Here is a 14,410-nt window from a genome sequence, read left to right as displayed (position 1 = left end):
TGTTAAGGTTTTGTTCCATGACTAAAGTGTCACTCCCTAAAGAAAAAATTAAAATCTTGTTACTTGAAGGTTTACATCCCAGCACGCTTGAAACTCTGCAAGCTAATGGTTACACCAATATCGAAACCTTAAAAACATCACTGACTGAAGATGAATTAATTAAGAAAATCAAAAATGTTCATTTCATTGGTATTCGCTCCAGAACACAACTGAATGAAAAAGTCATTGCTGCCGCTGAAAAGCTAGTAGCCGTTGGTTGTTTTTGTATTGGTACCAATCAAGTTGATTTAAAAGCGACCTTAATACGCGGTATTCCGGTTTTTAATGCACCGTTTTCGAATACACGTTCGGTCGCCGAGTTAGTGCTAGGCCAAATCATTATCTTGTTAAGAGGCATCCCTGCTAAAAACGCAAAAGCGCATAGAGGTGAATGGGATAAATCAGCAATAGGCTCGTATGAAGCACGTGGAAAAACCCTTGGTATAATCGGTTACGGTCACATTGGTACACAATTGAGTATTCTGGCTGAACATTTAGGTATGCGGGTTCAATTTTATGACATTGAAGATAAATTAGTATTGGGTAATTCAATTCAATTGAAATCCTTGAAACAGCTACTCAATACCTCTGATATTGTCTCCTTACACGTGCCCGAAACAACTCATACGCAAAACATGATCGGCTTCAGTGAACTAGCAGAAATGAAACAGGGCTCTATTCTGATTAATGCGTCACGTGGCTCCGTCATTGATATCGATGCATTGGTCGCTGCACTTGAGTCAGGAAAGCTTAATGGCGCCGCTATAGATGTTTTCCCGGTTGAACCACAATCGAACAGTGAAGCATTTGAGTCTCCGCTGTGTGCTTTTGATAACGTTATTTTGACTCCTCATGTGGGCGGAAGTACACAGGAAGCGCAAGAAAATATTGGCATTGAAGTAGCGGGTAAACTGGCCAAGTATAGTGACAACGGCTCAACCTTATCAGCGGTGAATTTCCCGGAAGTATCGCTTCCTTCGCATATCAATCGCTCTCGCTTATTGCACATACACGAGAACCGCCCTGGCGTGCTTAGACAAATTAACCAAGCCTTTGCTGATCAAAATATCAACATTGCTGCTCAGTATTTGCAAACAATCGAAGAAATTGGTTATGTCGTTGTTGATGTTGAAGCAGACAGAGCATACGACGCATTTGCTCAACTAGAAGCAATTGAAGGGACTATAAAAACCCGTTTATTGCATTAGAGCTCCAGTTCGCTCAATACAGATGCGATTGAGTAGCAAAATAAATTGACCATATAAAGCCAGCTAGCATTTGAGTAGCTGGCTTTTTTGTTGCTATGCGCTTTAATTTACTCTTTACGTTCGACTCACACCTTTTGCCGCTTTAATAACACGAGTAGAAATTGAAGTTGTAAAACGATGCACACCAGGCAAACCACTCAGTTCTTCACGTAATAAGCTGTCCAGTTCACCAATATTGTCCGCCAACACTTGCATAATGTAATCAAACTCACCAGTAATGGCTTGGCACCAATCAATACTGCGGTGTTTATTGACAGCTTGTTCGAACGCTTTGTAATCCGCAAATTCAACGATCACTTGTACCAAAGCGCGAACTTCTAAGCCTAACTTCTGGGGATTAATACGCGCACCATAACCTTCAATTACACCTGCATTTTGTAAGCGGTTAACGCGATTCCAGCAAGGCGTTTTACTTAATCCTACCTTTTCACCCAATAGCGAAAAAGACTGCCTGCCATCTTCTTCAAGTAAACGAATAATGTGCAAATCCAAATCATCAAGAACGATACCCTTCATTTTTAATCACTTTTATTAAATACGTTCTGCGTAGTCTAGTTTTAATGAAACATAAAGAACAATGTTTTTTACAATAACGAATACTATAAAGGTCACGTATATAAATTCTGAGTCAATCATGTTTCGCGAAAAATACAGCAAAGAATTGAACAACCCGCAAATGCTCGACTATGGCGTTTACTTGCAATGCGATAAATTATTGTCCTGCCAAAAACCCTTAGCTGAGCTGTCTACCCATGATGAATTACAGTTTCAACTAGTGCATCAAGTAGAAGAACTGTGGATGAAGCAAATTATTTTTACGCTAATTGATGTGCTGGAAAAGATACAATTAAACAAGTCCATACCTATCCTGTCACAAATGCGACGGGTGCATATGATCCAGCGTCTGATGATCCAACAATTGGATTTACTGGAGACCATGTCACCAAAAGAATATCAGCAGATTAGACTGCAATTAGGTAATGGTAGTGGTCAAGAATCTCCCGGATTTGTTACTTTGCTAAAAATGCCGAAGGATATTTGGCAACTGTTTGAAAAACATTATTTACATGGTCGAAAGCAAACCGTGCAAGACATTTATGACAAGCAATTCAGCCATTGTGATGCGTATGCTGTGGCAGAAGCATTAATTGAATTTGACGAATTAATGCAAAAATTCAGATGGAATCATATGTTTTTGATCCGTCGCTCAATTGGCATTAATTCTAATTCACTCAAAGGCCGTCCTGTAGAAGTACTGCAAAACGGCGCACGTCAGCAATTCTTCCCTGAACTTTGGGATGTTCGCAGTCAAATGAGTGATACTTGGGGCCAAGAGTATGGCAAAGTGCGTGATTCAATTAGTAAGAAAAAGTAAAAATCTTCGCATTAAAAAGATTGCATAGCGGAGATGTTGATACACTGAACCTTAGTTCTTCGTGCCGAATGCTTAACTTATTTCAAAGCTAATTTTTAGAAGAACGTATAAACCAGGTTAACCGAAGTTTCAGTATCTAAGTTATCACGAATGCCCGTTACGTCTGAGTTGTGATCAAATTTGATTGCAGCTTTCATTGACAAGCCACCCGCGATTTTAGCACTCACTGCGCTTTCTGCGCGAGATTTCGTGTTATCAGCACCGACTTCTGTTGAAAAGGATTGTGTAAATTTAGCTGTCTCTGAAAGGCTATAGGCATAAGAAAAAGCACCGCGAACAACAATACCATTTTCTGATTCGGTGGTTAGATTGCCATCAACATCGGTAACAAATCGGTCAGCGAATGAGTAACCGGGTCCGACACTGAATTCAAAGCTACTGGTGTCGTCTTCCCAAAGCTTTTGGTTCCAACCACCTGCTACTGTTGATTGATAATCAAATTCACTAAAACGGTCATCTTCATATGAGGCAAATCCGAATAAACGATGATCGGGGTTATCTAGCTTATAGTTACCCTGAGCAGAGGCAAACTTCTTATCGGCTGACGTTGTTTCAACACCATCTACTGTGTCCTTCTTGTACAAAGCTTTCAAAGTAAACTCATTACTCCACATCTCAAGCTCTTGTTTGGCGTTTAATGCAGCATTAGCTGATGTTGTTTCGGTGTTACCAGCGGTGAAGATAAAGCCAAGTTCACCATCCATTGTAAATGTTGCTTCTTGTGACTGTGCACCAGAAGCAAAAAAACCTAAGGCAACTGCTACCGATATAGTTAAGAGTTTCATAAATTTTTCCATATTATGTATTTAAGATGGCTAGAAACAATAAATACCATAGCCTCGAAGAAACGCGGTTCGTAGTCTATCGTTTTCCCCAATTTAGGCAAGTTAAAAAAACTGATAGACCAATGAAATAGTGGTTTCTGTACTCAAGTCTTCGTTTCTTTTTAGCGTTCCGTCATTATAAATCATCACAAAAGACAGTTTCATTGCTAGCGATTCAATAATACTCGCCGTCAGCGTTGTTTCAGAGCGAGAGCGATTCGTTTCCTGACCCGCTTCTGTGCTCATAAACTGTCTAAACCTTGCAGAGTCGCTCAAGGATAAGCGATAATCAAGAGAGGCTCTTATAATCATTTCGTTAAAAACATCATACGACTTTCGCGCCTCTTCATCTATCACGTCTCGTTGCGCATAGGCAAATCCTGGCCCAACACTATATCTAAATTGGCTTTCTTCATTTTTCCAAGCATGCGCGCTCCACCCTGCCGCAAACGCGCTTTGGTAACGGAAACCACTGAATCTGTCGTTGCTATATTCGGCGAAAATAAATAAACGATTGTTTTTTGAAGGCAACTTATAATCTAGCTGTGCGTTTATTAAAAATCGTTGTGCAGTGACGATAGTCTCAGTAGCGGTTTTGTTCTGTTTATAAACTATTTCGCTTTGATAACTATTACTCCAGCGCTGCATTTCGTGCTCTGAAGTTAACGCAGCTTTAAATGTACTGGTGTTGGTATTGCCACTTGCGGTCAGTACACCAAATTCACCACTTAGTGATATACCTTGTGACTTTTGTTTTAGTTTTTTTTCTTTTAGGTAAAGTTTTTTCAAGATGTCACTGGACGCGTTCGCCTGAAATGACAAAATGAGACAAACACAAAGAGCGCCAATTAAGGCTGTTACTTTTAATCTAGGCATGTTTTTGGCAAAGCTATTTAAAGTTTACGAATTTATCAAATTCGCAATTTTAAACGTTTCCAAACGCGAATAGTTGATTATCATATCATAATCTTCATCGCTCAATCCAACCATCTCAATTGCTTGACAATTAATTTGTGGAAGATTTTCTACTTTAATGTCCTCGTCTTCAACTTCACAAATTGTAATAGCAAGGTAAAGAATACTCTCATCCAATCTCATCTTTTCACTAGGCGGGTGCGTCAGCGTTTTCAGCGGCACAACTAATGACTGTGGTAATTTCCACTCTTCGATAATCAGTCCACTGCATTCTGGAAAGGTAAATCTAAAGTGTTTCATTTGTTTTGCCAATGGTGCGGCAATCTCCTCATCATTCTTAAACCTGATATAGGCCTGCGTGTGCTTACTGGCGACAATTAATTCACTTAGCGCTTGCAGAATACCCAATACAAAAAAACGTTCACTACCACGTAACTGCTTTTGTTGAGCCATGTTTTTCGCAATCACACCACACATGACTGCTTTTTGCCAATATGCTGCAAAATCAATAACCGTTGAATTAAAAGTTTTAAAGGCGATGTTTGCCGTTTCTGCAATAGATATATTATAAGCCGCTTCACCACCAATGACATTCAATGCTTTTGTCACCGTTTCAATTTGACTAGGAAATCTAAACAAGGCGCTATTCGCCAATTTTAAGATTTTTCCACTCAAAGAGGGATCGACAGAAATTAATTGAGCAATCTGAGCTATGTCTTTTCTCGGGTCATCCAGAGCAACTCTGAGATTCACACAAGTGTTTGGAAGCGTAAATGATTTTGACGCAAATTTAACAAGAGGCTTAATTGGCATAATTCGGTCTTGGTTAATAACGATGTGCCGATTATACTCAATACAGCTCTGTATAGGGTGGTACTGATAATACCTTGTTTAAGTAATCTATACCTTAAATCGCTAGCGTAAACCTAAGTTGATTATATGCTTGGTATTTATCAAAATAAAAATAATAAATTAAAATAAATCTTGTTGTTCACCCAACTTATTTTGTACTTTGGGCTCTGCTTTTTTACGCATCCATGCCTGTTTGCGGCGGTTACACGCTTTCACCACTAATCTTTTAGTTTGATCATCAATTTGTAACCAATGAAGTCTCTCTTCTCGACTTCTAAAACACCCTTTGCAATATCCTCGCGGCCCCGATTGGCAAATACCAATACATGGGCTCGGGATAGCAAAAAACTCTAATTGCTGCATATCGCTCATTATGACAAGTGTCTCGGATTAGTAGGATGCTGCATACAAACTCAACGTTATTATTAACACACAACCTTCTTATCTGTGACTAAAATAACAGCAATAAGCTCTGTGTTGTGTAGATCATTGTCTACATGGTACGAGTTCTAGTGCTAAAAAGTGCTGTTTTATTTATTTTGCATCGCTGTGGCTTTACATGGGCCGCAATCTATAATGCCAACGCTGCGCGATAAGGCGCAGAGCAGACAGTGAGGGCGTTTCCCCTAACCGACATTCTGATGGCAAGGACGCCATTAGAGAGCGGCCATGGATGGCGAACAGCGTGTCGGTTAGGGGAAACGCCCTCACTGTCTGCTCTACGCCTTTTTTGAAAGCAAAAAGCCGATACTTCAACAGTATCGGCTTTGTATTGGTTAAGCAAAATGCGAGTTTATTTTTTCTTTGCTTTAGGGTTTGGCATATCGGTGATGCTGCCTTCGAATAACTCAGCAGCAAGGCCGATTGATTCGTTCAATGTTGGATGAGCATGAACCGTTAATGCGATATCTTCTGCATCAGCACCCATTTCGATTGCTAAACCGATTTCACCCAGCATTTCGCCTGCGTTAGTGCCAACGATAGCACCACCAATGATACGACCAGTGTCTTTTTCGAAAATCATTTTAGTCAAGCCATCAGTTGCAGCACAAGCAATTGCGCGGCCCGAGGCTGCCCATGGGAACGTTGCTACTTCGTAGTTAAGACCTTGCTCGATAGCCTCTTTTTCAGTTACACCAACCCAAGCAACTTCTGGCTCAGTGTAAGCAACCGAAGGAATACATTTCGGATCGAAATAATGCTTTTTACCGGCAACAACTTCAGCAGCAACATGGCCTTCATGTGACGCTTTGTGAGCAAGCATGGGTTGACCAACAAGGTCACCAATGGCAAAAATATTTGATACGTTGGTACGCATTTGTTTATCGACTTCAATGAAACCGCGTTCAGTTACCGTGACGCCCGCTTTCTGCGCAGCAACCAGTGAACCGTTTGGCTTACGCCCAACAGCAACCAGAACTCTGTCATAACGAACAGGTTCCGCTGGTGCTTGTTTGCCCTCAAATGTCACATACAAACCATCATCTTTCGCTTCAATACCGGTTACTTTCGTTTCAAGCATGGTGTTGAATTTATTTTTTATGGTTTTCATGTACATTTTAACGATGTCTTTGTCAGCCGCAGGCATAAGTTGGTCGAGGAACTCGACCACATCAATCTTTGAACCCAAGGCATGATAGACCGTGCCCATTTCAAGACCGATGATACCACCACCTAATACCAACATTTTGCTCGGAATATCGCGCATTTCTAATGCGCCCGTTGAATCAATTACGCGTTCATCCTTTGGAACAAACGGCAAGCTAACGGGTTCAGAACCGGCGGCGATAATTGCGTTATCAAAAGTAATCGTAGTTATACCGTCTTTACCTTCAACTTCAATGGTATTTGGGCCAGTGAATTTGCCATAACCCTGCACGTGTTTAACTTTGCGCATTTTGGCCATGCCAGACAGGCCTTTAGTCAATTGCTCTACAACACTGTCTTTCCAACCGCGAATTTTATCCAAGTCGAAAGTTGGCTCACCAAAAGTGACGCCATGCGCAGACAACTGCTTCGCTTCTTGAATTACTTTAGCTACGTGTAATAGTGCTTTGGAAGGGATGCAACCTACGTTTAAACAAACCCCACCTAGTGCTTCGCGAGCGTCTATTATCACGGTGTCTACGCCTAAATCGGCTGCTCTGAATGCTGCAGAATATCCACCAGGACCTGCGCCTAGTACGACCAACTGAGTTTTAATCTCGCTCATTATGACCTCAAAATTTTATGATTAGATGCTTGCTTTGCGCGGATCTTACCGATTCACACGCCAACCTGCAAAACTTTTTGTTCCAATGCACTTTTCTAGCTCTGAAACACATTCCCCAAGGGCAATAACCCTTGGCGGTTTTGGTTTTATAACAAAATACGTCTCAAGTCTGACAACGCACCACTCACATGCACAGAAAAGCGAGCGGCTAGCGCTCCATCAATCACGCGATGGTCATAAGACAATGACAATGGCAACATTAAACGAGGTTCAAAGTCTTTACCATTCCACTTTGGTTTCATCTCTGACTTAGAAACACCCAAAATAGCCACATCAGGCGCATTTACGATTGGTGTAAATGCTGTACCACCTATACCGCCTAGGCTAGAAATCGTAAAACAACTACCCTGCATGTCTGTCGCCTTCAATTTGCCGTCTCTGGCCTTAGCGCTAATGTCCATTAGTTCCCTGGAGATTTCCATGATGCCTTTTTTATCAACATCACGAACAACTGGCACCATTAAGCCTCCAGGAGTGTCAACTGCAATACCGATATGGTAATACTTTTTCATTACCAATGATTCACCAGATTCAGACAAACTGCTATTAAAAGCAGGATATTGTTTTAATGCATCGGCTACCGCTTTCATCATAAAGACCAGAGGTGTGATTTTCACCCCAAGCTTACGCTTTTCAGCAATCGCATTTTGTTCCTTACGGAACGTTTCAAGGTCAGTAATATCCGCTTCATCAAATTGCGTAACATGTGGAATAGTTACCCAATTTCGGTGTAAGTTTGGACCAGAAAGCTTTTGAATTCGAGTTAGTGGCACTTCTTCAATTTCACCAAACTTTGCAAAATCAACTTTTGGCTGAGCCAATACCTGTAATCCTCCGCCTGTGTTTCCACCCCCCACCGAACTACCGGGGTTCATTTTCGGACGCGATAATTCATATTTAACAAATGACTGAACGTCATCTTTTTGAACACGATTTTTACGCCCTGAACCTTGAACCTGAGTGAGGTCGACACCAAACTCGCGAGCGAGTCGGCGAACCGACGGCGACGCGTGTACTTTGCCCGTATTTACATTATCACCCGCTGACGGATGATATGGTACTGGCGGCGCTTTCGGTGCCTGTGTCTGAGGTGCTGGCGTTTGAGGTGCTGGCGCTGGCGATGCTTGTGCACTTGGTGCCGGATCTATTGACGGCGTTGCTGCCACCGGAGTCGACGCAGAATCACTGTCAACTGATGCTGATGCTGCCCCCGCAACTTCTAGAGTTAATACGAGTGACCCTTTAGATACTTTGTCGCCAACCTTTACCGCTAAACTAACAATTTTACCGCCTTCTGGTGCAGGTACGTCCATTGTTGCTTTGTCGGTTTCAAGTGTAATCAAACCATCTTCTGGTTCAACGGTATCACCCACAGCAACCAACAATTCAATAATATCTACTTCGGTTGCGTCGCCTATATCAGGCACGGTAACGTCAATAGTTTTGCTACTAGTTGAAGCCGCTGTGCTGTTTGCAGGTGCTTCCGGTTTTGCGGCGGCCTCAGGAGCTTTGGCTGGTGCAGTCTCAGCTTGGCTTTCAGTTGCTGCTGGCAGCTCAGGCTCTGGCGCAGCAGCGCCCGATTCCATTTGGCCTAAAACATCGCCTTGCTTAATTTTATCGCCCACTTTTACTTTGAGTGATTTTATAATACCAGCGTCGGTACACGGAATATCCATGCTCGCCTTATCACTTTCGACGGTTACAATTGATGCCTCAGCGTCTACAGCCTCGCCAACAGTAACGCAAAGTTCTATGACTTCAACTTCTTCACCGCCAACATCAGGAACAATAATGTCTATTAGATTTGCCATGTTCGTTCTCCCTAATTAAGCGTAAAGCGGATTAATTTTATCTGGGTCAATACCCAAATCTTTAATCACTGATGCAAGCGCTTTTTTATCAAAGTCACCCGCTTTATAAAGTTCATATAGCGCAGCAAAAGCAACGTTTTTTGCGTCTACTTCAAAGTGACTACGTAGGTTTTCACGACTGTCTGAACGACCAAAACCGTCAGTTCCAAGCACACGATACGAACCTGGTACGAATGCTCTTGCTTGCTCACCGTACGCTTTAATGTAATCGGTAGCGGCAATTGTTGGGCCATCGTTACCATCAGATAGCACTTCTGTAATGTAGGGTACACGAGATTTCTTATCGATATTTCGCATATTCCAACGTTCACAATCTATGCCATCACGGGTTAATTCATTGAAAGAAGTCACACTATACACTTCCGATTCAACATCGTACTTTTCAGCCAGTAATGCCGCTGCCTTGCGAACTTCGACTAAAATTGTACCCGAACCTAACAGCTTCACTTTTAATTTTGCTTTCTTGTCGCCAACCGTATCTAGCTTATAGATACCTCTGATGATCCCTTCTTGACAGCCTTTCGGCATCTCAGGCTGAATATAATTTTCATTCATTACCGTCATGTAGAAGAACACGTTTTCTTGTTCTTCTAACATTCTGCGACATCCGTCTTGAGTTATCACGGCCACTTCATAGCCGTAGGTTGGATCATAACTAACACAATTCGGGATCAAACCCGCTTGCACATGGGAATGCCCATCTTGATGCTGCAAGCCTTCGCCGTTTAGCGTTGTTCTGCCTGCTGTACCACCAACTAAGAAACCACGACATTGGCTATCACCTGCAGCCCATGCCATATCACCCACACGCTGAAAACCAAACATAGAGTAATAAATATACACTGGTAACATGGGCAAATCGTTAGTCGAGTAAGAGGTACCTGCTGCCACGAACGACGACATTGCGCCTAACTCATTAATGCCTTCCTGCAATACTTGGCCCTTTTTATCTTCACGATAATAAGCGACTTGGTCCTTGTCTTGCGGGATGTACTTCTGACCCGTATTTGAGTAAATACCGACTTGACGGAATAAACCTTCCATACCAAAAGTACGCGCTTCATCAGGGATGATTGGTACCACGTTTTTACCTATCTGCTTGTCTTTTAACAAAACAGTGAGTACGCGAACAAAGGTCATTGTGGTGGAAACTTCACGCTCGCCAGACCCTTTAGTAATCGCTTCAAACGCTTTTAACGGAGGAGCGGGTAGGTCATGGCTACTTTTGGCCAAGCGCACTGGCATATAGCCATGCAACGCTTCACGTTTTTCGCGCAAGTACTTCATTTCGGGACTGTCTTCATCAAACTTATAATACGGCAAATCAGCGATATTTTCGTCTGTCACTGGAATATTGAAACGATCTCGATAGTGCCTAACGCTCTCAATGTCCATTTTCTTGACGTTGTGCGCAATATTTTTACCCTCGCCCGCTGCACCCATGCCATAGCCTTTAACAGTTTTGGCAAGAATAACTTGTGGACGACCAACCGTTTCAGTGGCACGTTTGTAGGCAGCATAAACTTTAACAGGATCATGTCCGCCACGGTTTAGGCGCCAAATGTCATCATCAGACATATTCGCAACCATGTCTTTTAATTCAGGATATTTTCCAAAAAAGTTTTCGCGTGTGTATGCGCCACCTTTGGCTTTGTAGTTTTGATATTCGCCGTCAACAGTTTCGTTCATAACATCAAGTAACTTACCTGATGTGTCGCGGGCTAATAAAGAATCCCAGTAGCGACCCCAAATAACTTTGAATACTTCCCAGCCTGCGCCGCGGAAGGTACTTTCAAGTTCTTGAATGATTTTACCATTACCACGAACCGGACCGTCCAACCGCTGCAAATTACAGTTAACCACAAATGTTAGGTTATCAAGACCTTCTCGAGAAGCTAGGCCGATAGCACCCAATGATTCAGGCTCATCCACTTCACCGTCACCCAGAAAACACCAAACGCGTTGCGCGGAGCAATCTTTCAAACCACGGTTAGTTAAGTATTTTAAAAAGCGCGCTAAGTAAATAGCTTGCATTGGGCCTAAGCCCATTGATACCGTTGGAAATTGCCAGAAATCAGGCATTAACTTCGGATGTGGATACGAAGATAAACCTTCACCGCCCACTTCTTGTCTGAACATGTCTAACTGATCAGCAGACAGGCGACCTTCGATGAAAGCACGAGAATAAATACCTGGCGATACGTGACCTTGTACAAACAAGTAATCGCCGCCGTCTTTATCATTTGGCGCACGGAAAAAGTGGTTAAAACCCACATCGTAAAGCATTGCCGCAGAGGCGAAACTGGAAATATGTCCGCCTAAATCTAAATCTTTTTTAGACCCGCGCAATACCATCATCATTGCATTCCAACGAATGGCATTGCGAATTTTGGCTTCGATCGTTTGATCACCAGGCATGGTCGGCTCTTGGCCAGCAGCGATCGTATTGATATACGCAGTGGTTGCGTCATAAGGCAAATGAGCACCGCTGCGTCTGGCTTTTTCAATCAACGATTCAAGTAAAAAATGAGCACGGTCAACACCCTCTTCAGCTAACACAGCTTCAATTGCGTCTAACCATTCTTTGGTTTCTGTTGGATCCACATCGGGATGCATCATATCGGTCATGGTGCTTTCCTATATTATGTTTTAACGATGAACGAGGCTAAAAAAGCCGCGCTCTGTTTGCGTAAAGTAAGGCAGGCTTTTAAGAAACCGCCTTTCCATTTTCTTTCACTTCAATTCTTCGCATCGCGCGTTGTAATTTAACGTCGCGTTTATTGATGTCTAATAAGGTACTCTCCACAAAACCCAAATGCTTGTTGCTTGCTTTACGAGCAGCTTCAGGGTCTTGTGAACTAATAGCCTGCACGATGGCATGTCGTTGCTCACGTATCTGAGCTTCAACATCGGCGCCATCACGCAACATTTCTAAATTTCGTTTGATATTGTCAACTAACATTCCTTGCATACTGCGCATTACATGCAGCAACACCATATTGTGAGATGCTTTTGCCATGGTCAGATAAAACTCGACTAGCGCTTCAGCTTCTTGTTGAGTATCAGTTCTTACTTGGTTTTGTGCACTTACCGTTTGTTTGGCTGCAGCGTTCCTAGGCTGTGCTTCTGACTTATGCAGACTAGGCAAACTATTTAACGCGTTATTTAACGCTCGATAATCTTCTGGCTGACCGCGTAATGCTGCATAGTATGCGGCCATACCTTCGAGCGCATGCCTGAATTCGAGTAAATCAAATTGTGTTTCTGGACGCGATGCGACAAGCGCCGACAAAGGGTCTGTCATTTTTGCACTTAGGTTTTGCCGTATAAATGTACCGCCGCCCTGTTTACGTTCGACTAGGCCTTTCGCTTGTAAGTTTTGAATAGCTTCGCGCAATGAAGGACGTGAAACTTGAAATTTTTCTGCTAACAAGCGCTCAGGTAACAGCTTTTCGCCCGCAACTAGCGTACCGTCCAAAATCATGGACTCCAGACGTTCTGTGATCACGTCAGACAACTTTTGGTGCTTTATATTTGCGTGCACTTTTATGCCCCGTCTCTACTTTGTGAGCTTTGTTGCTACCCCGAGTTTAGCGCTCAGTTTGTTAACAAAACTTTGTTATTTGTTCACTGCAGTAAACAAATGGTAATACCAATTAACCAAACTAGTGTAAGCAACTTTTATTCATTCGACAAGTCCTGTTTAGATCAAGGTGGCACCGCCCAGCCTAAATGACTCATCGTTGGCTAACTAGTGTTAAGGATTGTACAGTCAAACGTGACTAATAAGATCGAGACAGCCCTCTAATAACGGAGGGTGTCGCTAATGAAAAGAATAATTTACAGTGTTTTGAAAAAACAATTAAGCAACTGCTCCGACCATGGTCAGTATTGACACAATTACCAACATAAACAGCACATTTCGTTTTACTAAGCGAACTAAAATACAAGGTTCGTCAATACAGTTTTTCTGATCAGCCTCCACTTCTTCAGCGGCAATTGCAACATTAGTTAATATTGTTTTTGTACTCGACTTGGTATCTACTAAGGCTGGCAACCAAAAAGTCAGGGCTCTTGAAAAATGACCAACGACCATAAAACCAAACGCGGTTAAGCGCACTGGTAGCCAATCAATCACGTGCATTATCTGGTCAATAGTAAGCGCTGCATTTTCATTTGTGAATTCCGCCATCACCTCTTCGTCAACCGCCTCTGGATTATTCTCGCAGAGATTCATTTTATGAGCGTATAATTGTAATTCTTTTGCGATTGAATAAATAATAACGCCGGGCACGCCGAGCAAAACAAAAGCAACAATAACCGCTGCATATTGGCGATAATTAATAAAAACTAATTGTTGGCCCACCTTGTCTAAATCACCGCCTTCATTACCAAATGAAATACTATGCAACGAGCAAGCTTCAAAATCGGTACGAACTGCTGCCTGTAAATAATTTTTATAATTTTTACGCGTAATAGGGCAGCCCAGACAAATCCACAACACGGCGAGCTGCAGGGCAAAGGTAACTAAACCATTATCAAGCAAAAGCTCAATCACGTATAGCAATGACGCGGGCAGCATGATGATAAGGAGAATAGAAAGCATAGACGCGGTGTCGCTGAACCAATTGCGAGCTTGTAAAAATTGAATGTATTTACCTACTAATGCATGAATATGCCACTTCGGTGATTTTGATGTAACACGTTCCAAAGCCATTACTATTAGCAGCGAGATTAGAGCCATGGGTCTTCCTTTATCTAATAAACTAGGCTAAGTATATGAGTCACAACGCAAACTGCAAAGCTATTTCACCGAAAACACAGTTCACGCGGTAAAATTAAACGCCGTAGAATTTCAGTTTCAATGATGCTCATAAAGCAGTAAACTTGCACCACCAGCACCATTTGCCTATTTTCAAAATAAGTTCTCACTA

Annotated in this window: 12 protein-coding genes; 2 read left to right on the top strand and 10 right to left on the bottom strand. The window is 42.4% G+C overall.

Features of this window, described 5'->3' with window-relative positions:
* Positions 1-17: 17 nt before the first annotated feature.
* A complete protein-coding gene (gene serA / locus CXF81_RS14230) occupies positions 18-1,247 on the top strand; it encodes a phosphoglycerate dehydrogenase (protein WP_101182003.1) in 1,230 nt (409 codons plus the stop codon).
* A gap of 114 nt (positions 1,248-1,361) precedes the next feature.
* Here serA and CXF81_RS14225 read toward each other — a convergent pair whose 3' ends face one another.
* On the bottom strand, positions 1,362-1,823 hold the full coding sequence (locus CXF81_RS14225) for an Lrp/AsnC family transcriptional regulator (protein ID WP_101182002.1): 462 nt from the start codon (positions 1,821-1,823) through the stop codon (positions 1,362-1,364).
* A 118-nt stretch (positions 1,824-1,941) separates the two neighbouring features.
* On the opposite strand from CXF81_RS14225, the gene CXF81_RS14220 reads away from it, so the two are divergent.
* Positions 1,942-2,682 (top strand): tryptophan 2,3-dioxygenase family protein, encoded by a 741-nt coding sequence (locus CXF81_RS14220; RefSeq protein WP_101182001.1) that lies wholly within the window; start codon positions 1,942-1,944, stop codon positions 2,680-2,682.
* Positions 2,683-2,777: 95 nt separating this feature from the next.
* On the opposite strand, the gene CXF81_RS14215 is transcribed toward CXF81_RS14220, so the two are convergent.
* The 9 genes from CXF81_RS14215 to ampE form a co-directional block, all read right to left on the bottom strand.
* Entirely contained in the window at positions 2,778-3,527 is a 750-nt protein-coding gene (locus CXF81_RS14215) for a YdiY family protein (RefSeq protein ID WP_101182000.1), read from the bottom strand.
* A gap of 102 nt (positions 3,528-3,629) precedes the next feature.
* Positions 3,630-4,355, bottom strand: coding sequence for a YdiY family protein (locus CXF81_RS14210; RefSeq protein WP_232771936.1), 726 nt, complete (start codon positions 4,353-4,355; stop codon positions 3,630-3,632).
* Between the two features lie 111 nt (positions 4,356-4,466).
* Positions 4,467-5,294: an HDOD domain-containing protein gene (locus tag CXF81_RS14205; protein WP_101181998.1), complete on the bottom strand. Its 828-nt coding sequence runs from the start codon at positions 5,292-5,294 to the stop codon at positions 4,467-4,469.
* 159 nt (positions 5,295-5,453) lie between these two features.
* Positions 5,454-5,705 carry a DUF1289 domain-containing protein gene (locus CXF81_RS14200; RefSeq protein ID WP_101181997.1) on the bottom strand — a complete coding sequence of 84 codons (252 nt, stop codon included), beginning with the start codon at positions 5,703-5,705 and terminating at the stop codon, positions 5,454-5,456.
* Positions 5,706-6,126: 421 nt separating this feature from the next.
* The gene (gene lpdA, locus CXF81_RS14195) at positions 6,127-7,545 is read right to left on the bottom strand and encodes a dihydrolipoyl dehydrogenase (protein ID WP_101181996.1); all 1,419 of its coding nucleotides are present in this window, start codon (positions 7,543-7,545) and stop codon (positions 6,127-6,129) included.
* Between the two features lie 146 nt (positions 7,546-7,691).
* Entirely contained in the window at positions 7,692-9,416 is a 1,725-nt protein-coding gene (aceF, locus tag CXF81_RS14190) for a dihydrolipoyllysine-residue acetyltransferase (RefSeq protein ID WP_101181995.1), read from the bottom strand.
* A 15-nt stretch (positions 9,417-9,431) separates the two neighbouring features.
* Positions 9,432-12,104, bottom strand: coding sequence for a pyruvate dehydrogenase (acetyl-transferring), homodimeric type (gene aceE / locus CXF81_RS14185; protein WP_101181994.1), 2,673 nt, complete (start codon positions 12,102-12,104; stop codon positions 9,432-9,434).
* A 79-nt stretch (positions 12,105-12,183) separates the two neighbouring features.
* Positions 12,184-12,960, bottom strand: a complete 777-nt coding sequence (locus CXF81_RS14180) for a GntR family transcriptional regulator (protein ID WP_232771942.1) — start codon at positions 12,958-12,960, stop codon at positions 12,184-12,186.
* 378 nt (positions 12,961-13,338) lie between these two features.
* A complete protein-coding gene (gene ampE / locus CXF81_RS14175) occupies positions 13,339-14,220 on the bottom strand; it encodes a beta-lactamase regulator AmpE (protein ID WP_101181992.1) in 882 nt (293 codons plus the stop codon).
* Positions 14,221-14,410 lie beyond the last annotated feature (190 nt).

The organism is Glaciecola sp. 33A, from assembly GCF_002836745.1.
Taxonomy (GTDB): Bacteria; Pseudomonadota; Gammaproteobacteria; order Enterobacterales; family Alteromonadaceae; genus Glaciecola.
This window is presented reverse-complemented; position numbering and strand designations above follow the sequence as displayed.